At 47.5% G+C, this 22,777-nt stretch carries 17 protein-coding genes; 6 read left to right on the forward strand and 11 right to left on the reverse strand.

Annotation, left to right across the window (positions count from 1 at the left end):
• Positions 1 to 69 precede the first annotated feature (69 nt).
• The 4 genes from B5X68_RS01805 (at position 70) to B5X68_RS01820 (ending at position 7,837) form a co-directional block, all read left to right on the forward strand.
• Positions 70 to 3,606, forward strand: a complete 3,537-nt coding sequence (locus B5X68_RS01805; protein ID WP_082212959.1) for a TonB-dependent receptor — start codon at positions 70 to 72, stop codon at positions 3,604 to 3,606.
• 27 nt (positions 3,607 to 3,633) lie between these two features.
• Positions 3,634 to 5,076: a RagB/SusD family nutrient uptake outer membrane protein gene (locus B5X68_RS01810; RefSeq protein WP_082213939.1), complete on the forward strand. Its 1,443-nt coding sequence runs from the start codon at positions 3,634 to 3,636 to the stop codon at positions 5,074 to 5,076.
• Positions 5,077 to 5,148: 72 nt separating this feature from the next.
• Positions 5,149 to 6,324, forward strand: coding sequence for a M14-type cytosolic carboxypeptidase (locus tag B5X68_RS01815; protein ID WP_082213940.1), 1,176 nt, complete (start codon positions 5,149 to 5,151; stop codon positions 6,322 to 6,324).
• A 4-nt stretch (positions 6,325 to 6,328) separates the two neighbouring features.
• Complete coding sequence (locus tag B5X68_RS01820; RefSeq protein ID WP_082212960.1) at positions 6,329 to 7,837, forward strand: PQQ-dependent sugar dehydrogenase; 1,509 nt, start codon at positions 6,329 to 6,331, stop codon at positions 7,835 to 7,837.
• On the opposite strand, the gene B5X68_RS01825 is transcribed toward B5X68_RS01820, so the two are convergent.
• The 8 genes from B5X68_RS01825 to B5X68_RS01865 form a co-directional block, all read right to left on the reverse strand.
• The gene (locus B5X68_RS01825) at positions 7,834 to 9,663 is read right to left on the reverse strand and encodes a glycoside hydrolase family 2 protein (RefSeq protein WP_082212961.1); all 1,830 of its coding nucleotides are present in this window, start codon (positions 9,661 to 9,663) and stop codon (positions 7,834 to 7,836) included. The two genes, B5X68_RS01820 and B5X68_RS01825, sit on opposite strands and share 4 nt — an antisense overlap.
• Before the next feature lie 217 nt (positions 9,664 to 9,880).
• Entirely contained in the window at positions 9,881 to 10,480 is a 600-nt protein-coding gene (locus B5X68_RS01835; protein WP_082212963.1) for a pyridoxamine 5'-phosphate oxidase family protein, read from the reverse strand.
• A gap of 36 nt (positions 10,481 to 10,516) precedes the next feature.
• Positions 10,517 to 11,500: a type I glyceraldehyde-3-phosphate dehydrogenase gene (locus B5X68_RS01840; RefSeq protein ID WP_082212964.1), complete on the reverse strand. Its 984-nt coding sequence runs from the start codon at positions 11,498 to 11,500 to the stop codon at positions 10,517 to 10,519.
• Between the two features lie 107 nt (positions 11,501 to 11,607).
• Entirely contained in the window at positions 11,608 to 12,447 is an 840-nt protein-coding gene (locus tag B5X68_RS01845; protein WP_170916555.1) for a helix-turn-helix domain-containing protein, read from the reverse strand.
• A 99-nt stretch (positions 12,448 to 12,546) separates the two neighbouring features.
• Positions 12,547 to 13,011, reverse strand: coding sequence for a ferritin-like domain-containing protein (locus B5X68_RS01850; protein WP_082212966.1), 465 nt, complete (start codon positions 13,009 to 13,011; stop codon positions 12,547 to 12,549).
• Between the two features lie 102 nt (positions 13,012 to 13,113).
• The gene (locus tag B5X68_RS01855) at positions 13,114 to 15,366 is read right to left on the reverse strand and encodes a xanthine dehydrogenase family protein molybdopterin-binding subunit (protein ID WP_082212967.1); all 2,253 of its coding nucleotides are present in this window, start codon (positions 15,364 to 15,366) and stop codon (positions 13,114 to 13,116) included.
• A gap of 148 nt (positions 15,367 to 15,514) precedes the next feature.
• The gene (locus B5X68_RS01860) at positions 15,515 to 16,153 is read right to left on the reverse strand and encodes a hypothetical protein (RefSeq protein ID WP_082212968.1); all 639 of its coding nucleotides are present in this window, start codon (positions 16,151 to 16,153) and stop codon (positions 15,515 to 15,517) included.
• A 24-nt stretch (positions 16,154 to 16,177) separates the two neighbouring features.
• Positions 16,178 to 16,657, reverse strand: a complete 480-nt coding sequence (locus B5X68_RS01865) for a (2Fe-2S)-binding protein (RefSeq protein WP_082212969.1) — start codon at positions 16,655 to 16,657, stop codon at positions 16,178 to 16,180.
• Positions 16,658 to 17,028: 371 nt separating this feature from the next.
• On the opposite strand from B5X68_RS01865, the gene B5X68_RS01875 reads away from it, so the two are divergent.
• On the forward strand, positions 17,029 to 17,934 hold the full coding sequence (locus B5X68_RS01875; protein ID WP_082212971.1) for a helix-turn-helix domain-containing protein: 906 nt from the start codon (positions 17,029 to 17,031) through the stop codon (positions 17,932 to 17,934).
• Positions 17,935 to 17,969: 35 nt separating this feature from the next.
• On the opposite strand, the gene B5X68_RS01880 is transcribed toward B5X68_RS01875, so the two are convergent.
• Complete coding sequence (locus tag B5X68_RS01880) at positions 17,970 to 19,625, reverse strand: carboxylesterase/lipase family protein (protein ID WP_082212972.1); 1,656 nt, start codon at positions 19,623 to 19,625, stop codon at positions 17,970 to 17,972.
• A 216-nt stretch (positions 19,626 to 19,841) separates the two neighbouring features.
• Here B5X68_RS01880 and B5X68_RS01885 point away from each other — a divergent pair, with 216 nt between their 5' ends.
• On the forward strand, positions 19,842 to 20,531 hold the full coding sequence (locus B5X68_RS01885; protein ID WP_082212973.1) for a hypothetical protein: 690 nt from the start codon (positions 19,842 to 19,844) through the stop codon (positions 20,529 to 20,531).
• A 98-nt stretch (positions 20,532 to 20,629) separates the two neighbouring features.
• Here the strand turns inward: B5X68_RS01885 and B5X68_RS01890 are convergent, their stop codons facing one another.
• Positions 20,630 to 21,853, reverse strand: coding sequence for a PAS domain-containing sensor histidine kinase (locus B5X68_RS01890; RefSeq protein ID WP_082212974.1), 1,224 nt, complete (start codon positions 21,851 to 21,853; stop codon positions 20,630 to 20,632).
• Positions 21,850 to 22,641, reverse strand: coding sequence for an alpha/beta fold hydrolase (locus B5X68_RS01895; RefSeq protein ID WP_082212975.1), 792 nt, complete (start codon positions 22,639 to 22,641; stop codon positions 21,850 to 21,852). Before B5X68_RS01895 ends, B5X68_RS01890 begins: the two co-directional genes overlap by 4 nt.
• Positions 22,642 to 22,777: the final 136 nt, after the last annotated feature.

A 22,777-nucleotide genomic window follows, 5' to 3' on the forward strand; every position in this document is an offset into this window, starting at 1 on the left:
GTATGTCCAGGCGCATCACCGAGCTTCTCTTCAAAAGTCAATTTGCTATTCCTAAACTTTTACAAATTTATGAAAATAAACTTGTTGTCCGACCTATGCGGGTACCAGCAGGCAAGCCTTCCTGCTAAAATAGTAACCATTATGACTCGAATTCTCTTTTTGCTTGTCGTCACGCTCACGCAGGTAACTGCGGACGGATACAGTCAGAAAATATCGTTTCATGCCAATAACCTGCCCGTCGAAAATGTTTTAAAAACCATTGAAAAACAGAGCGGTTACCTCTTTTTATACGACAAACTCGACCTGCCCGAAACACAGAAAGTGTCGGTGCGCGTAAAAAATGTGAACATTGATCAGGCACTTACAACCCTTTTTCAGGACCTGCCGCTGACTTACAAAATTTTCAATCAGAACATTGTGGTCAAAAAAGTGGTAAAAACTGGGCCGAAAGAAAATGTGCAGCCATTGAAAATTCCTGGCATCCGGCAGGATATCAATCTCAACTTCAAAAGCATCGAACCCACGCCCCAGCCCATTGACCGGCGGATCAAAGGAAAAGTCACCGATGAAAACGGCAATGCATTTCCAGGTGTGAGTGTTTTGGTAAAAAATTCACAAATGGGCACCACGTCTGACGGCAACGGCGAGTATCAGCTGATCATTCCCGACGGCGTGACGCAAGCCGGAGAGTTGACATTGATCGTCAGTTTTGTGGGCTATAAAAGTCAGGAGATCAATGCGGGCAGCCGGACAGAAATCAATTTCGGCATGTCTGTCGATACCAAATCATTGAATGATGTGGTGGTGGTAGGATATGGCACGCAAAACAAGAGCAGCATTACAGGTTCCGTGGCCTCGGTTCCGATGAAAAGCATTGCTAATCAGCCGCTAACGAGCCTGGATCAGGCTATGGCCGGACAAATCGCGGGGGTGAGCGTGTCTCAATCCAAAGGTGCGCCTGGCGGCGGGGTTTCGGTGCGCGTGCGCGGAACAGGTTCTATCGGCGCTGGTAACGAGCCATTGTATGTGATCGACGGCTTTCCGGTTTCCGGGGACTTTAATAGCAGTTTCAACCCGCTTTCGACCATTAACCCGAATGACATTGAATCCATTGAAATACTAAAAGATGCCTCATCAGCAGCTATTTACGGATCACGCGGAAGCAATGGCGTTGTGCTGGTAACAACCAAACATGGCAAAATGGGCAAGTCGACGATCCAGCTCGACACTTATTTTGGCGTGCAGCAGGTGGCCAATAAAATTGACATGCTAAATGCCAGGGAATATGCCGAATTCAACACCGAGGCAAGGAATAATGCATGGGTGGACCGCGGCGGCAAAGCCTCCGACCCGAACGATTTACGGCCGGCGACGCTGCAAATCCCCGAAATGTTCATGAACCCCGAATTGCTCGGAAAAGGAACCGACTGGCAGGACGAGATTTTCAGGACTGCACCCATTCAAAACCACCAGCTTTCAGTTTCTGCGGGAAGCGAGAAAACGCAGCTGTTTCTGTCAGGTGCTTATTTTAAACAAGACGGCGTGGTGATGAACACCGGGTTCGACAGATATTCAGCGCGCATTAACCTGGATCATTCAGTTTCAAAGGCAATAAAAGTGGGCGTTAACTTAGCTCCCTCATTTTCTTCAAACAGGTTACTACCGGTTGAAGACCAAGTTTTTACAAGCGGAATTCTGGCATCAGCACTGTCCATGCCTCCCACTGTGCCGGTTTACAATCCCGACGGATCATTTACCACCTTACTGGGCACATCGCCTTACAACCTGGGCATAATTGACAATCCGGTGGCGATTGCGAGTAAGATTAAGGACAAAAAAACGGTTTTCAGGACATTAGGGAACATTTATGCAGAAATCAATATTCTTGAAAGCCTGAAATTCAGGACTTCATTCGGGATCGATTATTCGGATGCCCGCCAGAACGCTTTTTACCCTTCGGATCTCGGGAGTAACGGCGTCCCCGCTCCCGTACAAGCAAGAGCAACCGCGAGCAACGGGAGGGAAATAAATTGGCTGAACGAAAACGTGCTGAGTTATAAGAAAACATTCAATGGTAAACACGAGCTGGACGTGCTTGCTGGCTTCACTTCCCAAAAGGCGAAATACGAATCCACATCGCTGGCAGCCACCAATTTCCCGACAGATCTGGTGCCTACATTGAATGCGGGACAGGTTACCAGCGGCGGAACGGGTATATCGGAATGGTCGCTGCTTTCCTATCTCGGCCGGGTCAACTACACATTTGCGAGTAAATACCTGCTGTCGGCCACAGTTCGCCGGGATGGATCGTCACGGTTTGGCGCAAAGAATAAATGGGGAACATTTCCGTCTGCTTCGGTAGGCTGGTATCTATCGGAAGAGCCGTTTTTGAAAACGCAGCACCTGGTTACCGACCTGAAACTGCGCGCCAGTTACGGACTTGCAGGGAATAACACCATCGGAAATTACAGCCAGATCGGCCTTTTGTCGAACCGCCGGTATAGTTTCGGGGCAGGCACCGGCAATGTCGTTTACGGCCTCTACCCTTCTTCGATCACGAACGAGCAGCTTGGCTGGGAAGTAATGCATCAGATGGACATTGGACTTGATTTTGGTATACTAAAAAACAGGATCATGTTTACGGTCGACTATTACACCAAAAACACGACCGACCTGCTGCTCAATGTGCCTGTGCCTGCCTCAACGGGTTATGAAACCGCTTTACAGAACATTGGCAAGCTCAATAACAAAGGCTGGGAATTCAGTGTGAGCACCAAAAATTTTGTAAAAGCATTCAAATGGTCGACCAATTTCAACATTTCATTTAACAGGAATAAAGTCGTTGCATTAGGACCCGAAGGCAACCCGATCATTTCAAAAAGCCCCTCATTTAGTCCAAATACCCACATTACTAAAATCGGCGAGCCAATCGGAAGTTACTGGGGATATGAGACGATTGGCATTTACCAGTCGCAGGAAGAAGTTGATAATACGCCTTCCGTAAAAGGCAGCTCTCGTCCGGGCGATTTGAAATACAAAGACGTGGACGGCGATGGCACCATTACCCCCAATGATGTGACCATTATCGGAAACAACCATCCCGACTTCTTTTACGGCATTACCAACAATTTCAGTCTTGGCAGGTTCAACCTGAGCATTCTCGCAGACGGTGTGCAGGGGCTTGAACTTTTGAATGGTTCGCGGAGAAACCTGGGGCTGGTGAATGGCAGTTACAGCCGACGGGATGTTTTGGGCAGATGGCAATCGGCCGAGAAGCCAGGCGACGGACGCACACCCCGCGCCAACACGGTCGCTACCGGCGGCAATGTGAGTTACGTATCGAGTCTGCTGGTGGAGGACGCGTCGTTTTTCAGGATACGGAACATCAACCTGCGTTATGCGCTGCCCGAAAAGATCGGTAAAGTGGCTTATGTGCGCGCTGCGAGCATTAATCTGTCTGTTCAGAATGCATTCACATTCACCAAATACCTGGGTTACAATCCAGAACAAAGCCTGAACGGCAGCAGCTCGCTCACACCTGGTGTGGACTTCAATGGCTATCCGCTCGCGCGGACATTCACGCTTGGATTGAACCTGACATTTTAATTAGCAGCCCTTAAAATTGATATGAATATGAAATTTAATACATATATCCTGAGTGCTTTAAGCATGCTCGCCGCCGGCTGTTCGGACTTTCTGGAACTGGCGCCCAGGGATGCGACCAATGTGAGTAATTTTTACAGAAATGCAGCCGATATGCAGGCTGCGGTAAATGCGGCTTATGGAATGCTGGCTTCGCCCGGCGAATATGGTTATGCTTATTACAATGTTTCCGAGGTCCGCTCCGACAACACGATGAACTTCGAAGTCGGCGGAAACCTGCCCGACGCTGAGCTGGACCAATTTAAAATGGCTTCGACGAACGAGATTATCCGGCTCATGTGGATCGACACTTACCGCGGAATCCTGGCTTGCAACACAGTTCTGGATCACATTAATGGCGCCTCCATGGACCAGGCACTCCGCGAGCGCTTCGTAGCTGAAGTGAAGTTTCTGAGGGCTCTGAAATATTTCAATCTCGTGCGCACATTCGGTGACGTGCCGTTGGTTTTGTCCGAAACCAGGTCCGTTTCAGAGGGTTATAATCAGTCGAGGGTTGCGAAGGCAGAAGTTTACAACCAGATCATCGCCGACCTTGCCGAAGCTGAGCAAAAGCTTCCGCTCGCTTACACCGGAGCTGAAATTGGCAAAGCGACAAAAGGTGCGGCAAAGGCACTTTTGGGTAAAGTTTATCTGACAATTGGAGATTTTACAAAAGCGAAGGACAAGCTGAAGGAGGTGATCGACCAGGGAAATTACAAATTGCTGGACGACTATGCAACCCTTTGGCCTGTTGCGAATGCCAATCACCAGGAATCGATTTTTGAAGTGCAGTTTAAAAAAGGAGGAACGGGCACGGGGAGCAGTTTTTACAACAATTTCGCGCCCCGGAATTCAGGAACAAATGTCATTAAGGTCGGTTTTGCGGGAGGCAGAAATAACCCTACGGCTGATATGGTGGCTGCCTACGAACCGGGGGACGCGCGGAAAGCCGCATCACTGGCGACCGGCTATACCGATGCGGCGACGGGCAAATTTGTAGCCGATCCCTACACATTAAAATACCAGGATACGCCATTTTCAGAAGGCGACGCGGATAACAACTGGACGGTGCTGCGCTACGCAGACGTGTTGCTGATGTACGCGGAAGCCATCAACGAGGCAGGAAACGGCCCGACCGCCGAAGCATATGGCGCGATCAATGCAGTGAGAAAGCGGGCGAAACTGGCGTCGCTTCCCGCTAACATGTCGAAAGCCGCATTTGCGCTGGCGATCGAGCATGAGCGGCAGGTCGAGCTCGCTTTTGAAGGCCACCGGTGGTTTGATCTCGTGCGCACAGGCAGAGAAGTCACGGTTATGAACCAGCATTTCAAAGCCCCTGCTGTGGCCGAATTCAATGCCGTTTTCCCGATCCCGCAGACACAGATCGATGTGAACCCTCAGGGGATCAAGCAAAATCCTGGTTATACTTTTTAAAACAGTTTCTATATGTTTGGTAAAAATGCTTTCAAGTCGCTGGCGGTTTTCATTTTTTGTTTTTTCAAAATAATGAGCTCTGCCAGCGCGCAAACGCCGAAGGATGCCACTCCGGCACCCGACGTTTTCATCCATACCGGTTTCGAAAATGCCTCTCCGCTCAACTGGGAAGCCGATTCTGCCGGCAGAATTATCATTAGCCTGGTTTACGATCACGAGCGGTTTTCCCAGAACCGGGCTAATAACCACTGGCACTTCAAAGTGGAGGCTCCGGTGGGAAAAGAGGTGACATTGATCCTGCAAAATTTTGATAATATCTGGAACAACATCCACGCCAGCCCGATCTCCAAACAATCGCCCATTGTGCTTTCCACCGATGGCAAAACCTGGGAAAGCCGCCCTACTGAGTATATTGAGGGAAACCGTATGCAGATTAAGCTTAAAATGCCTGCGGCGAGCGTGTTTATCGCGAGCATTGAACCTTACCGGATCAGCGACCTGGACAAGCTTTTGGCAAGAATCAAAAACCATAAACTGGTGACCATCACGCCTATTGGCAAAACAGCAGAGGGCCGGTCATTAGAAATCATCAAGATAGGGAATGAAAAAGCACCGAAGCGGATTTTCCTGCGAGGCCGTGCGCATGCATTCGAAGCCGGTGGTAACTGGACGCTGGAAGGATTGATAGACCGTTTGCTGAAAGACGATGCAGAAATGAAGCTGTATCTCAAACGATATTGCGTTTACATTCTGCCGATGACCAATAAGGATGGCGTTGCACGTGGGAAAACGCGGTTCAATGCTAATGGTTATGACCTGAACAGGAAATGGGACAAGGCGGCGGATTCGCTCATTGCGCCTGAAAATTATTACCTGGAAAAATGGTTGACTAAAATGGGCGCCTCGGGTAAAAAGCCTGATCTCGGTATTGACGTTCATAATGATGCGGGCGGAAACCTGCACATTAGCCGGCCCGACGGCGACATTACGGCTTACCGCGCCAATATGGCAAAACTGGATAGTCTTTTGAGGAAATACACCTGGTATACCGAAGGCTCCACCAAGCCAGGATTTCGTAATCCGGGCACATTAGGAGAGGGATTTATGGAAAGATTCGGCATAGAGGCGTTGGTTTACGAGCTCAATTATGAGTGGGTGGAGGGGCTAAAAAAGGCACCGCTCGCCGCAGACTGGCTTTCGCTGGGCAGCAAACTGCCGGAAGTTTTTTACCATTATTTTGAAGAGTAGCCGGATGAGAAAAACGTTATATATGATGGCCACGCTTTCGGGCGTGGCTGCCTTGTTGATCGCTTCGTTTGCCTACCGGCCGCAGCAGTTTCCTGGTTTCAAAACAGAAAAGTTAGAGCTGGATTCCACGATTCTGGACATTACAACCATTGCTAAAAACTTGAATGTGCCTTGGGAAATGGTCTGGGGGCCTGATAATATGATATGGTTTACCGACCACGACGGCAAGGTCAGCAGGCTCAATCCCAAGACCGGCCAGACTACGGAACTATTGCAGATCAAGGATTATTACAGAAAACGGCTCGGACTGATGAGCATGGTCCTGCATCCGGATTGGAAAACGAACCCGCATGTTTTTATCAACTACACCCATATTCAGCCCGATTCTGTTATCGTTTCGAAACTTGTTCGGTACACTTATAATGGCAAGGCGCTGATTGAACCTGTTTTATTAAAGCAAATTCCGGGCTATCTCGGCCATAACGGTTCCAGATTGGTGATCTCAAAAGACCGTAAATTACTTTGGGCGACTGGCGATTTGAAACAAAAGGAAACTATTCATAATCCAGCATTTACCAATGGAAAAGTGCTTCGGTTGAACCTGGACGGCACTATTCCCGCTGATAATCCGCATCCCGGAAGCCCGGCCTGGGCCATGGGTTTTCGTGTTCCGCAAGGACTGACCTACACAAAAAACGGCAACCTGTTCATCGCTGAGCATGGTGACGCAACGGATGATGAAGTGAACTTAGTTGCAAAAGGTGGAGACTATGGCTGGCCTAACCTGGCCGGATTCAGTGATATGCCGGAAGAAAAGAAACATTCCGAAACCCGTGAAACGATATTCCCCGTGAAAGCCTGGACTCCCACCATTGCTCCCGCCGGAATGGACTTTTATGACGGCAACATTCCAGAATGGAAAAATGCTTTACTGTTAAGCACTTTGAAAGGCCAAAGTTTGCGTGTGCTCAAGCTGGATGCAAAACAGGAAAAGATATTAAGCGAGGACATTATATTCAGTCAAAAGTTTGGCAGGTTGCGCGATGTTTGTGGTTCTCCCGCAGGTGATATTTACATTTCCACCAGCAACCGGGACTGGAACCCGCCCGCCAACTTTCCGGTCACAACCGATGACCGGATCATTCGAATCAGCAAAAGCGGTGTAATTCCAAAAAACAGACGCATGGTGAAGACAGCGAAGCAAGCCGACAAACAATCTACGGCTTCCTTATTTGCCAACTTCTGTGAATCCTGCCACAAAGCGGATGGGCGGGGTGTTCCGGGCTCTTTTCCTTCACTGGTAACCTCATCCAGATTGTCAGGCGAGAACACTGTACTCATCCCGTTCCTGCTCAAAGGTTCGCAGTCTGCATCTGGCGAAGGAATGCCTGGATTTGGCTTTTTAACGGATGAGCAACTTTCTGACATCGTTTTTTACGCGAGATCAAAATTTTCCAGCAATACAAATGTTGTTTCAGCCAGAGAAATCGGCGCAATTCGGGCTAAAAACTAGGTGTGTGGCTTTGAGGCAAGGAGTCCTGCCGGCACTTTCAGCGCGCCGGTTTCGAAATCAATCAATCCGTTACGTTCATTCTCGATGTTTGTTGCCTGGGTATACACATCTCCGGCAACAGACCTTTTCCCCAGTTCTTTCTTGAAAAGGGTGATCTGGTTAGCGCGATCTGTGTCGTCTACCGGCCCGCCGTAGTTTTCGAAGCCAAAGCCTCCCCATTCACTTACGATCAGCGGCACCTGCTTCCGGTAAAAAAACGGATCACCTACAACAAGCGGAAAAGCCGCAACGGTGTCCAGGTTTCCCTTGGTCAGCTCATCGAGCATCCATTGCCAGTGTGCCAGGTCCGGGGTGTATAAATGTGCGGTAAGGAGGTCAGATTTAAGCCTTCCTTCAAACGAAATATGCTGCCAACCATCATTATCGACAACCAAAAACTGGGGAAAAGCGAGTTGCATATAATGGTACATATTGACAATGTACTTGCGCGTGTCCTGGTTGTAGGCAATGTCCTGTGCGCCCCAGTCTTCATTGTACAAGCTCCAGATAACAACAGACGGATGCGTGCCGATCAAAGCCAGCATCCGCATAAGTTCGGCTTGATGGTTTTCCCGGCTTTTTAATGTAGACTGATGCGGGCTGGGCACTTCAACCCATAGGAGCATCCCAATTTTATCGGCAAGCTTATAAATACGCGGATCGACCCCGGCAATGTGTATCCTGACCAGGTTGCAACCCAGCTCCTTCATCGCCAGCAAATGCCTTTTGATCTGGTCATAACTGGCGTTACCAGGTTGGTATAGAATGCCATCCAGATAAATCGGCTGATTGTTCAGATAGAGATGACTGCCTCTTGCCTCAAACTTCCTGAGACCGAACTTTGTCTCAATTTCGGAGATAGCGCCCTGTTCATTCACGAGCTGTGCCACCAACCGGTATTGATGCGGTTCATTCGGTGACCATAGCAGTGCGCCTGGAACATCCAGTACGAGCCGCTGCGATTTTTGCCCGGCTTCCAGCATGAGCGGAAATTCATCCTCAGCCACCAGACCCTCCTCTCCCCCTGTGTCCGGCAGGAAAACAGACAATTTTATTTTATACAAACCAGGGTCATGAATACGGGTAGTGAGTGTAAACCTTACCAGGTTATCTTCAATGATACTCACAACGCCTACTCTGGAACGCAGCCGGTTTCTCTCTACATTTTCCAGCCAAATGCTTCTTACTGCGCCTGTAAAGGTCTGGTACCAGATGCCGCCACGTTTGTAAACATGCGATTCCTGCTTTCCTCGTGGAATATCAGCGTCCATACTGCTCGCAACCCGCACTGTAAGCCGGTTAACCGGTCGCAGCGTTTCCAGTTCGTAAGAAAAAGAAGTGTATTCGCCAACATGGATCTGCTCACCTTCAATGGTTAATAATGGGTTACCATTCAGCCAAACCTGCGTTTCATATCCGCAAGCCCCAAAAGTGAGCTGCGGAATGGTGTCGTCTTCCTCACCCGAAGATGCATATTCAGGCCTTTGAAAATCTCTTTCGTACCAAACTACGATCTTGTCCTTCCAGGGAGAACCTTCATGCTGCGACGCTGCCAGATGCTGTTCTACACTGCCGGGCCAGTGCGCGGTTTGCGTAAAAGTGTGCTGAACAAACCAGTTTTCGGCAACTCCCCTGTCGTTCGGATCTACGGCAAATTTCCACTCTCCATCGAGCAGCAAATACTCGTTCGGTCTGATAACGGCCCTTGGCAGATCGTCCTGGAAAATTTCCAAAGGCAAAGGCGCTTCCCGGCTTTTGGAGGATCCGTAATTAGTATGATTTCGCATGCTTTAAATTATATTACATAAGGTTCCTATGCTTTCCAAGAACTATTCCAAGGTCGGCATCACCATATCTGCACCTAATTTTCCTTTTATTGATATATCCAATGATTTCGCGGGCCTGTATGCTGGGGAAGCTGTTCCCGAAATCGTGAACACGATGCATGTGAAAGTTGCAGGCCGCCGCCTACCATCGGCGCAACCTCGGTATGGTCCTTGAAGACTAATTTTTGAGCGCCTTTATTTCATCCTCAAGCTGTTGGATATATTCATTTTGTGCTTTCAACATAGGTTGCATTTCCTGCTCCGTATACCTTGGGGTAATGTGCTGCGGACAGTTCCAGTCGTAGGCTTTGATATGAAAAACCATCATTCTTTCGGGCCGGAATTTGTAATCTTCCGGTTTGAGCAGATCATAGAGATCAGGATTATCCCCGATCTCTATGATTTCTGCTTCCGCATAAATTTTCAGTCGCGCCTGCATCGGGTATGAGACCAGGATCAGCGAAACCTTTGGATTTTTCCCTATATTTCCAACCGAAATGTATTGCCGGTTCCCGCTGAAATCAACGATTCCAATGGTGTTGCTATCAATAATTTTGATAAACCCCTGCGGCCCGCCGCGATGCTGGATATACGGGAAGTCGTTCTCTCCATAAGTTGCCATGTAAAAGCTGTCCATCTGAGCGATAAAATTGGCTTCTACGGCTGTAAGACCTTCTTTGAAACTCATTTTTTCTACGCGCTCATAAGTATTGCGGCTACCCATTCTTTGTTGGATGGCTTTAATCCCGTCGGTAAATGCAAGCTTGGAGTAGTTCATGGCAGTCCTGTTCGAATCAGCTTTAACCCGGCCACTTTATAGTGACTGAATTTGTCTGATCATTTGATTTGTAAATCCCCATTCGTTGTCGTACCAGGCCATCACTTTCACCAGATCTCCATCAACAACCCGTGTCATTTCCAGGTCGACGATGGCCGCAAAAGGGCTTTTGGCAATGTCGCTTGAAACAAGTGGCTCATCGGTTACCGCAACGACTTTTTCATACCGCTCAGTTGCAGCTTCTTCTGTAAGGATCTGGTTGATCTCTTCAACCGTCGTCGGACGCTCCGCTATGAATGTAATGTCGGAAATCGAGCCTACCGGCACTGGCACACGCACTGCGATACCGTCGAACTTGCCTGCATACTGAGGGAGGGCCTTGGTGGTTGCGATGGCCGCACCAGTGGCAGCCGGAGCCAGGTTAATGCCAGCGGCACGTCCCATACGCGGCTCTCTTTTGGAAGGCGCATCCACCAGCGTTTGCGAAGCGGTATATGCATGGGTTGTGTTCAGAATGGCTTTTTTAATACCGAGCCTGCGGCCAAGTATTTCAATTACCGGGCTGATACTATTGGTTGTACAACTTGCGCAGGAGAAAATGGACACTTTGCCTTCTTCTGTATTTACGCCGTGTACGACTGTGGGCGTATCTTTGGTCGGTCCCGAAATAACCACAAATTTGGCGCCGGAGTGAATGTGCTTTTCGGCATCTGCATTATTGGTAAAAAAGCCTGTACTTTCTATTACCACATCTACCCCAAGCGATTTCCAAGGGAGGTTCTCAATTTCCCGTATGCTGTGATATTTGACAGGTTTTCCACCAATTATCAGGGAATCGCCCTCGACCTTAACCTCTTTTTCGTATTTACCGTAGTTACTATCATATTTGAGGAGATAGGCTGCGTTTTCAATGCTCATAAGGTCATTGACACCTACCAGTTCCAGGTCATTATTTTCAAAGATTATCTTCAATGCGGCACGTCCGATGCGGCCAAAACCATTAATTGCTATTTTTTTCATGATGCTGTTTTTGAGTGAAGAAATCGCATTGATTTCATGGCTTAAAGATGCATCATTTAAAAATGGTTTTGTTAGGTAAAAATTCCCGTTCAGTTGGCAATTTTTCCCTATTGCAGCATGGGCTGCTCCAATTTCTCCCGATAATGGCCCGGCGATACGCCTTCCTTGCTTTTAAAGAACCTACTGAAAGTTTGAATATTATCGTAGCCAAGCTCGTAAGCAATCTCCTTGATCGACAGATTGCTGTAATTAATCTGCCGTCTGGCGTGGATCATAATGCGGTCGTGGATAATGTTCAATGGGGTTCGTGTGGAGACCAGAGAAAACAGGTTCGAAAGTGTTTTAGGGGATTTGTTAAGCTGAGCAGCGTAAAAAGCCACATCGTGATGCACAGCGAAATGTTTGTCTACCAGATAGTTGAATTCCCTCACAATCTCACCCTGGGTTTTGTCGAGCTTACTGAGATTATTAGACTGCCGTAATATCCGTACGGACAGAATGAGCATCCTTTTCAACAGCGCTTGCAGCATGTCTTGTTGCAAAATATCGGTTTTACGCATTTCAGACCAGAATATTTCCCACGACAACTCAAAGTCCCGCACCCTGGCATCGTCTATAGTGATAATGGGAACGCCTGTTGCGCCAAAAAACAGCAGTCCTTTACTGCCTACTTCGTTGTCATGATTTACAACACAATAGAAAGGCTGGTTGAACCTGACCATCCTGGCAGATTCGATTGCTATGCTGTCTATCCTGTGAAATTCTGTCAGAAAGATGATCTGGTTTTTGCTGAGGTGAAAGGGGACTTTATCAATGGTGATGTCCATGCGTTCGGCCACATTCCAGATGAATGTCATATCCGTTTCACGCACATCTTTAATAATATGACTATTGACCGGATCAAGCTCGTAAAGACTCAGGATTTCATTCGAATTTTCAAAGACCATCTTACCCGTTTTTTGTTTCAAAAATAGATCAGAAGATTGAAAATTAAACAAAAAAAAACCGCCCTTAAAAAAGGACGGTTTCGAAAATTTTTTCATTACTTATGCTTTTGCAGCATCACGAAGCATTTTAATCTTGTCATGTGCAGAGTTAATTCCTTGCGCCTGAGTCCTGATCGTGTCTACTGCGTTATAAGGCAGGTCGCTGGAACTCAATGCATCCTGGTAAGCCTTCTTGATTGCATCTTCGCCACGTTCCGCTTCCGAAAGGATGCTTGCGCGATCGCTTCCACCAAATAACGATTTCACGTCGATCCATACGCGGTGCAATGTCCCGCTCACGCTGTTGCCAGTTTCTACTTCATCAACTGTTCCAACTGAACCAACGATTGCAGCCAGCTCCTGTCCGTATTTCCGGCTTTGTTCCGCGTATTCTTGAAAAAGTGCTTTCAGGTCAATATTTTCATCATTAATATCCGCAATCACTTTCTCAAATCCTGCTACTCGGTCATTATTAATTTCAATCAGATCATTTATTACGCTTGTTCCACTTGTTGTAGTTGCCATGATAGTTTTTTATTTGTTGAAAAACCTAAGCAATTACGAATACCGTGCCAGCAAGCCCATTGGATTTATAATTCCCGGTTTTTTTGGTTACATACCATATATTCATATTGCCTTGTCCATTTCGCCCATGAAGGGCTGGTTGTAGAAACGTTTGCCCTTGTTCTTGTACAACGCATTCGCCACAGCGCCAAATACCGGTGGGAATGGAGGCTCTCCTAAACCCGTCGGATCCAAATCGTTTTGCACAAAATGCACTTCGATGCTTTTGGGCGCTTCGTTGATGCGGATCATTCGGTAGTTGCTGAAATTCGTCTGTTGGGCAGCTCCGTCTTTGTGGGTTAATGCTCCGTAAAAAGCATTTCCTATGCCATCCACAACTGCTCCCTGCACCATATTAGTTGCGGCATCGGGGTTGATAACAATCCCGCAATCCATTGCACTGTACACCCGTTCCACATAAGGCTGGCCATCCCGGGTTACCATATCCACAACGTGGGCCGCATAGGAATTGTGACAAAAATAGGCGGCCACACCGCGGTTATATTTCTCATTACCAGGCTTATTCCAGTTCGATTTATCACGCACCAGTTTCAAAACCCCTGCATACCGGTCAGCGTCATATTCATTGTTTTTTCCCACCGGATTTTCTTTCGCCCTTTTCAAAAGCTCCAACCTGAATTCGATCGGATCTTTGCCGGCGGCCTCGGCCACCTCATCCAGGAAAGACTGCTCGGCAGCCGCATTGAAATTGGAGCGTGGCGCCCGGAATGCTCCGATCGTAATGTTGGATGGGATCTGCCAACCCTCAGCCAGATAATGATCCACAGCTCCCGCTGGAAAACGGTTGGCATGTATCGCATGTTCAGGGATCCCGCCACCTCTTACATGGAATGCGATCAGATTTTTATTGGTATCCAAAGCTGCACGGTAAGTCGCTGTGTACATGGGACGGTAAATCCCGTAGGTCATATCATCCTCGCGGGTGTACATCAATTTGACTGGTGCTTTAACTTTCCTCGAAATCAGGGCAGCTTCATAGAGATAATGTCCATAAGCCCTGCGTCCAAATCCGCCGCCCATGCGGGTCATCTGTATTTCTATTTTATCAGCAGGCAAGTTCAGCAGTTTAGAAAGTGTAGGCTCTGTCCAGCCAGGGGCTTGCAGAGGACCTGCCAGCAGCGCTTTTTCATCGGTCACATGGGCAAAGAAATTCATAGGCTCCATGCAGTTATGCGCCAGAAACGGCCCATTATAAGTCCTTTCGATCACCTGGGCTGCATTATTGAATGCCGATTCCGGGTCGCCGTCTTTTCTTAATTGCTGGGCTGGTTTTGCTGCATATTCCTGCATCTGCTGCATTTGCGAGGTTGTACTTTCCAAGGCACCCGGCACGATAACCTCCCTTTTTCCACCCCTGCCTCCTATCGTATCTTTGATATCACCAGCAGCCTCCCAGTCGACGACCAGTTTTTTACGGCCATTCATTACCGCCCAGGTATTTTCGCCCACTACTACCAGTAACTCATTGAATGTACGGGTATCAAAACCTCCTTGCTCGAAGCCGTCTTCATACAATTTCACGCTAAAAACATCTTTTATGCCCGGCATTTTCATCGTTTCTGCGGCATCAAAAGATTTCAGTTTCATACCAAAAGCAGGTGGATGCTGGATCATCGCGATCAGCATACCGTCAACGCTGTAATCCAATCCAAAGAGCGGCTTGCCAGATGTGATCTTCTGTATTTCTACATTCTTTTTGGACTTTCTGACAATTGTAAAATCCTTTGGCGCTTTCAGTTGCAACTCTTTAGGCACAGAAACTTTGGCTGCTTTGCTGGCCATCTCTCCATATTTTGCAGATTTTCCACTCGGATGTGACAACACACCAGCTTTGGTAGTTACCTCTCCGACCGGGACATTCCAGGTCTGGGCAGCCGCTTCCCGCAACATTTGTCTTGCAGCTGCACCGGCTTCCCGAAGCGGTTTCCAATACATTCTCACGGAATTGCTTCCACCGGTAAATTGCGCACCCAGTTTTGCGGGATCATGCGGCCCCATTTCCACCGTCACATTTTTCCAGTCCGCATCCAGTTCTTCCGCCAGCATCATTGGCAAAGATGTCATCACATTTTGCCCAAATTCGGGATTGGGACAAATGAGTTTTACCTTATTATCCGGCATAATGTGGATATATCCATTCAATCGCGCCCACTGCTCCGGAACGTTTAGCGCCTCCGCTTCATCAGCGGATTTAAAACCGGATAACCAACTAACAGTCAGCAGCATCCCTCCACCAGACAAGATGGAAGCTTTCAGAAACGAGCGCCTATTTAAGGCAGTATTATCTTTGTTCATGATGACAATTTGTTTTAAAGGTCAGTTTCCAACTTTCTTCTGCAACGCATGAGGAATTACGGCCCTTAGTCATGCCGGTCGTTTTAAGAAATTTCTTCGGGATACGGTCTGGTTTTCCATGTTGATGATGTTTTCTAGTGTATGGACGTTACTTTTTAGGTGCATATGCGCCCGTTTTAAGCCAGGTTATCCAGGCTTTTTTAAATTCGGCGTGGGTAACTGGCGGCAAAGTCCTGCCTTCTCCTGGATTCCACCCGGCAAGGACAAGTCCGTCATCGGCGTGCTCGATCAGCTTTTTAATATCCTTGTTACCGTTTTTCTTTTTATCAACCAATTGTTCGGCTAGCTCGTGAGCGCTTTTGCCCTCGAAAACCATTTTCATGGCGGCTGGCGGCAAATGCCAATCCGGGTTTCCGGGAGGCGTATGGAGCCCAGGTGTATTGGTTTCCTGGTGACAGTTGGAACATTTCATTGCGTAGACGCCTTTGCCGTCAACCCCTCGTTTGGGTCCCATGGTATGCAGATGACTGTCGTCACCTAGCAGCGGTACATCTCCAGCCGGGTGGCAGTTCATGCAACGCGGGCTCATGAGTGTTTTATAAACCGTTTCAAAAGCCTTGACAGATTCGATACTATCCCGGTCTATCATGCTAATCTTGACTTCTTCTGGCGGCACATTGTCATTCCTGAACGCGGATGCTCCCGCGGCGATAAGGAATATGGACAACACCACGGCCGTCTTTATGGATAGGAAAGAGCCCCTTCGGGTTTCCGGATCTTGCTTCATGACGTAAAATTGAGGTGGATGGAATTAGCTTTTCGCAGCAGTCTTCTTCTGCATTTCAGCAGCTGTATGAATGGCTTTGCGAATGCGCAGATACGTGCCGCAACGGCAAATGTTACCTGCCATGGCATCGTCGATATCCTGGTCGGTTGGATTAGGCTTTTCGCGCAGCAACACGGCGGCTGACATGATCTGGCCTGAGTGGCAGTAGCCACATTGCGGCACATCAATTTCCTGCCAGGCTTTTTGCACCGGATGCGAATTGGTTTCCGACAACCCTTCAATCGTCACGACTTTTTTGCCTGCTGCGCGGCTTACCTTAGTCACACATGACCGGACTGCTTCTCCATCTAAGTGCACCACACAGGCGCCGCACTGGGCAACGCCGCATCCATACTTGGTGCCTTTCAAACCGGCCAGATCCCGGATCGCCCAGAGAAGTGGCATTTGCGGATCAGCCTCCATTGGATAATCCTTGTTGTTGATGTTTAATGTGACCTTCGCCATGGTGAGTTAGTTTTTGTTTTTTTTGCTCCGGATGCTTTCTCTAGAATCTGCTTTATATCCAGACTATCACTTTCAAGGTTTTACTATCAGCCAATGCTTTATTAAATATAACTAATAAAACAATAGTTAGGATCTTACATAGCCTCCCGCATTTGGTTTAATTAAAAAAGCGCTTCATGGACGGCGGCGGCAGGCAGATAAACGCCAGCAGCGATTGCAGCATAACCGTGGTTATACAAAGTTCCGGCCTCAGCCCTGCATCCCTGTTATACAGATTACCGAAATATCTACCAATATTCCTGTTTTGCCCGGCCCTTTGATCGACGCCGTTCCGAAATCCGTAATTTAGCATCACTCAAATTTACCTGCCCATGGAAGACTTAATTCGGTTTGATTCTGTCACTCAATACAATGCATACAATCAGCAGGAAACGTTGCACCCGCTGGTCACTGTGATCGATCTGTCAACAGCAAATCCCAGACGGAAGTCAAGCCAATACATGGGATGCTACGGTGTCTTTTTGAAAGATGTTGTATGCGGCGACTTGCGATATGGGAAGGAATATTACGATTACCAGGAAGGAACGCTCGTTTTCATGTCCCCTGGCCAGGTGTTCACTGTTGAAAATGACGGCGAACTTTATCAGCCGAAAGGACATGCGCTGGTTTTTCACCCTGATTTGCTGCACGGAACTTCGCTCAATACTAAAATGAACGAATTTTCATTCTTTGGCTATCAAGTCAATGAAGCACTTCATTTGTCGCAACGTGAGCGACAGATTGTAATGGATTGTTTTGGTAAAATAAAATATGAACTGGAACACGCTATTGACAAGCACAGCAGAAAGCTTATTGTGGCTAATATTGAATTATTCCTGGACTACTGCATACGCTTCTACGACCGCCAATTCCTTACCCGCGACACAGTTCACAGGGGTGTGCTGGCAAAATTCGAAAGCGTCCTGAACAGTTATTTCACATCGGACAAACCTCACACCATTGGACTGCCGTCCGTCGCATATTGTGCCAGTGAGCTAAACCTGTCACCAAAATATTTTGGTGATTTGATTAAAAAAGAAACCGGTCAGACTGCGCAGGAATACATTCAGGCCAAAGTGATTGAGGCTGCGAAAGAGAAAATTTTCGATGGCAGTAAATCGGTGAATGAGATAGCATTTGAACTAGGTTTTAAATATCCCCAGCATTTCAGCCGGTTGTTTAAGCAGCGCGTCGGTCAATCTCCGAACGAATACCGGATGCTAAAAGATTTGAATTGATTTGAAAAAGTAAGTGGAAATGGAAAATTAAGCTGCTATGCCTTCTTAATCGATCTCCACATCGCAAGCTCTTCTCCGAAACGGTTATTAATGACTTCACAGTTCGTATCAATGCGCATGGTCGGGCGATCTTTCAAGTTGTAGGCAGGCCATGTCGGCACATCTTTGGCGGCCGGTTTTCCTGTTCGCGCAAAGGTTGTCCATAATTCTGCAAAATGGTGAGAAGCCACAAACCTTTCAGGCTTTTTCCCTCCGAAAAAGCTTTCGCTTGGTTGTGACGGGTTTTTCGGTGGAACTTCATTGTTGAATTTGAAACTAATGTCCATGGCATGTGGCGTGCCCATGGGATAGTCTGTATTCAGGATCTTTTTTTCTGACTTGTACCCGAAATTGTATAGATAAACCGGTGCTCCGTTCTGTTTAACTTTTTTCTCAGCAATATCTATTGAACCCAGTCCCATCATTGCAATGGATGAAATAGCTACGAAAATGTCAATTGCTGAGGCATCCGGGCGGGTTTTCCGATATGTTTCGATCATTTTCCCTGTGTCCGCACCATGGAAGGGTTCAAGTTTTTTATGCAAACCATCAAAGTCCATTTTTACCAGATCGGTTTCTTTTCGTTGCCATATGAAGAAATTATACTCATCTTCATTCCACCCCACAAGCAGCGGTTTGTCCTTTGATATTTCCGGTGCCGCAGGATCAAATGGATGATGAGGCAGAACATTTCCGTCAACAACCGGACCAAAGCCGCCTGCACCTGGCTGCGCGGTTTTATTCGTTTCTTTATCTATAAATGGGGGGACAAATGGCAGCTTGGCTTGTATGGCCAGCAAATCGGTTGCGGGCACATCCAGCAACTTTCTCCAATCCTTAGATGGTATGTTCAGCTCCCGTAAAAGCATTGCCGTTGTTTGGGCCGCCGCTTCCTTGGTGGTCATCCGCACGCCCGGGCCGCTTTCAATGGAAGCTTTGTTAAAGTAGGGCGCTGCCGTTGGCATTGCGTACAGGCAGGACGTTTTCGCTCCCCCACCGGACTCTCCAAAAATCATCACGTTATCAGGATCTCCGCCAAACCGGGCAATGTTTTCGTGCACCCATTTCAAACCGTCGACGATGTCCAGCATCCCCATATTACCCGAACCTGCATAGTCTGCGCCTGCGATTTCGTCCAGATAGAGAAATCCGAGCAGGCCTAGCCTGTGATTGGTTTGGACTACGACTACATCAAAATTCCGCGCAAGATTGGATCCGTCCTGGCTCTGCGACGCGCCGGAACCGATCACAAACCCGCCGCCGTGGCTGTAAAACATGACCGGACGCTTTTTATCATCATTTCCCGGTGTCCAGACATTTAAAAACAAACAATCCTCTGCCGGGGCAGGCTCATTATGCCTTGGAGGCTGCATTGCCGGCGCACCGAAAACGGAGCTGCGAACACCCGTCCAGGGCTCTACGGGAGCGGGCCTGCGAAATCTCCTGTCGCCTGAAACTTTGCCACCGTAGGGGATGCCCCTGAATATGTTCACCCCCTCGTAGCGCACGCCCCGCAATTTCCCCGGCGCGATTTCGACTTCAACAAATCCGTCCCGCTTGACATGCGATGTAAATCCAAATCCGCTTGTGGCAAGAGCAGCAGCAGCGAACGAAACCTGTGACAAAAAGTGCCTTCTGTTAGTAAAAGTCATGTGAATGGGCCGATAAGGAATAGCAGGAATACAAGATAATGCTGTAAAAGTCTAATTGCAATTTCTTGCCCTATAAAAACTAAAATGATACAACCTGTTTTTGGAAGACCGTAAAATAAGAATGTCAATCATTAGCCACGAGGATCTTTGTTTCACTATAAAGAGTTGACTATCATTATCATAACGTTTCTTAACTAAAAACAAAACAGAGCAGTTATGAAAGCATTCCCGACCATCAGCAAAGCATTTTCTTTAAGTAGCATTTGCCTTTTAGGCATTGCGCTCGCCTGTACAGACCATGAAATACCGGAAGTTCCAAATTTCCCCGAATCTGAATGTATGCTGGCAACCAATGCTGCAATACCACGCGCTTATCCCTGCGAGTTTAAGATTGAAAAGCTGACCTTTTACGACAAGAATGGTGCCGTCATCGGCGACGTTACCCCTACTTCCAGCGAGATTACCTTAACAAGATCAGCTGCGAAGGAGGACACCAATCCAACGGCTGTGGCAGTAGACCAGATCGGTTTATTGAAATATGATGTGAAAGCTACGATCAAGCGGATTGCGACACCTTCATTTCCGGTTGTTGCGGGTTACCAGTTGCGTTATACGCAACACGTCTCAGGCGTTCTCGCGCTGACCACACCTGGTGAAAGCTTTCAGGTTGGCAGCTCTGTTCCCCTTGCTATCCCGGTTGGCGGAACTGCGGAACATACTTTCGAGCTATCTTACCTGTACCAGATCGTTGATACCGGGTCTGGATTAAAACCTGCTGCTTTTCGTGGCTTAACTGCCTTTTTGATCTATAATGATGCGACTGCGGAGGAACTTGACGGACATCCCAGCGCTATTGGCAATGTTGCAGAAGCTTATGTAAAAATTATTACAAAATCCGGGATATAGCTGATCTATGACCGATCAACAACTGCCAGGAAGTTTATCAAAGACATTATATTATTGATTGTCTCGTAAACTTCCTGGCAGCCTAACGACTGTTTTACTTACCCTGCCGATTGCCTGATTGGCAAAACAATAGTTATGCAGGCCCCTTTCCCTGGTTCAGCCTGCGCCTTAATGGTGCCGTAATGATTTGATATCACCTGTTTGCATAAAGCCAATCCAAGGCCAGCTCCGCCCGATCGCGCATCGATCTTATTAAAGAGCCCAAAAACATACGAATCGTACTGCCCCTCGAAACCGGAACCATTGTCCTTAATTTCCATTTGTATATGGTCGGTATATCTGTATTTATCCGTTTGGTGCTGGTAAACGTTTTCCTGAACCATAACCGCGGTAACCTGAATATTCAATGGCCTATCGGCAAGCGTGTTTTGCAACGCATTTTTTATTAATTCAATAAAAACTCTTTTAATCTGCGATTCCCTGCCTTCAAAGTGGGGCAAATCACCAATATCGATGCTGAAATTTGATGCTGAGGCTTCTTTCTCTAGTTCCTCCTTTGCTTCAATAATAAGCCGTTTGGGATCCAGAAATGTTACGCTTTCTTCGGGGGCACTGATCTGCACAAAATCGAGTAATGACCTGGTCATGTGCCGCAAACGCAGAATTGATTTGCGGATAATCGAAATCTTTCGCTGGTCATCGTAAGCAACTTCGCCCCTGTCCTTACCAAACAATGCATCAAGGAAAAGACTGATCTTGCGCAACGGCTCCTGCATATCGTGCATGAAGACTTTGCTCATCTGCAAATACGCATTGTTGCGTTCCCGCAGAATGGATATCTTCCTGTCGAGCTGGTACTGGTTCATTTCGAGCTGTGCTTTGAGCCCGTTCAATATCGTGTTTTCTTCGATTGCCTTTTGCTGCGCTTTTTTGGCGGATAAGAGCTGCTCTTCATATTTCTGTCTTTCCCAAACTGGCGCAAAAACACATATATAAACAGTTTCTCCATTTTCAGTACTCACTTTTGCATTCACCATCACAGGAACATGTGTGCCGTTTGCGGTTTTGAGCGTCATAAAAATTTCACTGACCTCTCCTTTTAAATTCAATAAGGGAAAGAAATGTGTCTGATAAAAAATGCGGCTGGCGACTGTCAGAATGCTTTCAATACTTGTTCCCCGGACTGCATCCTCCGATGAGCCAAGAAGCTGGCATAATGTTGGGTTTGTGTACGCAAGAGAGCCCGAAATGTCAAGGACTGCGCAGCCACAAGGCAATTCTTGTAAAATATGTTTAGCCTGCTCCAAAGGATTGTTTTTCAAGACAGAAACTCGCGTATTAATCTAACCGTTTCGTCGGGTGCGCTCAGGTGAGGACAATGTCCTGTTGCCTGCATTAGACGGTAAACACTTTCCGGCATTTGTTTATGGATATATTCCCCAACCTCAACCGGTGCGATAAGGTCGTTGGAGCATTGTAAAATGAGCGCACGGTGCTTCACATTCGCCAGGTCCGTCCTGTTATCTGACAAAAAAGTAGCTTGTGCAAACTGACGGGCGATGATGGGATCGGTGGAACAGAAACTATCCGTAAGCTCCCCGGCCAACTCGGGCCGTTCATCGTTTTTCATGATTGCGGGTCCAAGAAAATTGGCCCAACCGATATAGTTTTTATCCATCGTATCCAGAAGCTCCTCGATGTCTGCCTGTGAGAATCCCCCGAAATAACCTGCTTCATCAATATATCTTGCGGAAGGCCCTACCATAACCAGGCTGTCGAACCGCTCGGGCTCCTTGACAGATGCAAGCAACCCAATGACGCTACTGACCGAATGTCCGACAAAAACACAATCTCTCAAATCGAGCGCATTGCAAATGTCCAGCACGTCCTGTGCATAGCCATTCAGGTTTCCGTAACGCTCCGGATTATATGCAGTATTGTCCGATCCCCCACTTCCTACATAGTCAAAAAGCACAATTTTATGCGTTTTTTCAAAAGCCGGCCAAATATATCGCCACATCTGTTGCCCGCATCCAAAGCCATGGGCAAAGATCATTGGCTGTACACCCTGGCCTAAAATCGTAACATTATTGCGCTTGTAAATATCCATAGCAATCAAAACCCTTTAAAGCGTTAAATATAACGTTATGGAGGGGATTAAAGCTACAAGTGTCTAAAAGTTCATGACGATCATCCCTATTAGGACGTGTTGATCCCAAGTTTTGATCCAACATTAGTTTGCGGCT

The sequence above is a fragment of the Dyadobacter psychrophilus genome, from assembly GCF_900167945.1.
In the GTDB taxonomy this organism is placed as follows: Bacteria; Bacteroidota; Bacteroidia; order Cytophagales; family Spirosomataceae; genus Dyadobacter; species Dyadobacter psychrophilus.

Bases quoted from the DNA above. Each gene is read 5' to 3' on its own strand.
- B5X68_RS01895 (WP_082212975.1), bottom strand. From the start codon at position 22,641: ATGGATATTTACAAGCGCAATAATGTTACGATTTTAGGCCAGGGTGTA.
- B5X68_RS01865 (WP_082212969.1), bottom strand. From the start codon at position 16,657: ATGGCGAAGGTCACATTAAACATCAACAACAAGGATTATCCAATGGAG.
- B5X68_RS01805 (WP_082212959.1), top strand. From the start codon at position 70: ATGAAAATAAACTTGTTGTCCGACCTATGCGGGTACCAGCAGGCAAGC.
- B5X68_RS01885 (WP_082212973.1), top strand. From the start codon at position 19,842: ATGAAAGCATTCCCGACCATCAGCAAAGCATTTTCTTTAAGTAGCATT.
- B5X68_RS01880 (WP_082212972.1), bottom strand. From the start codon at position 19,625: ATGACTTTTACTAACAGAAGGCACTTTTTGTCACAGGTTTCGTTCGCT.
- B5X68_RS01840 (WP_082212964.1), bottom strand. From the start codon at position 11,500: ATGAAAAAAATAGCAATTAATGGTTTTGGCCGCATCGGACGTGCCGCA.
- B5X68_RS01855 (WP_082212967.1), bottom strand. From the start codon at position 15,366: ATGAACAAAGATAATACTGCCTTAAATAGGCGCTCGTTTCTGAAAGCT.
- B5X68_RS01815 (WP_082213940.1), top strand. From the start codon at position 5,149: ATGAGCTCTGCCAGCGCGCAAACGCCGAAGGATGCCACTCCGGCACCC.
- B5X68_RS01845 (WP_170916555.1), bottom strand. From the start codon at position 12,447: ATGGTCTTTGAAAATTCGAATGAAATCCTGAGTCTTTACGAGCTTGAT.
- B5X68_RS01835 (WP_082212963.1), bottom strand. From the start codon at position 10,480: ATGAACTACTCCAAGCTTGCATTTACCGACGGGATTAAAGCCATCCAA.
- B5X68_RS01810 (WP_082213939.1), top strand. From the start codon at position 3,634: ATGAAATTTAATACATATATCCTGAGTGCTTTAAGCATGCTCGCCGCC.
- B5X68_RS01850 (WP_082212966.1), bottom strand. From the start codon at position 13,011: ATGGCAACTACAACAAGTGGAACAAGCGTAATAAATGATCTGATTGAA.
- B5X68_RS01820 (WP_082212960.1), top strand. From the start codon at position 6,329: ATGAGAAAAACGTTATATATGATGGCCACGCTTTCGGGCGTGGCTGCC.
- B5X68_RS01875 (WP_082212971.1), top strand. From the start codon at position 17,029: ATGGAAGACTTAATTCGGTTTGATTCTGTCACTCAATACAATGCATAC.
- B5X68_RS01825 (WP_082212961.1), bottom strand. From the start codon at position 9,663: ATGCGAAATCATACTAATTACGGATCCTCCAAAAGCCGGGAAGCGCCT.
- B5X68_RS01860 (WP_082212968.1), bottom strand. From the start codon at position 16,153: ATGAAGCAAGATCCGGAAACCCGAAGGGGCTCTTTCCTATCCATAAAG.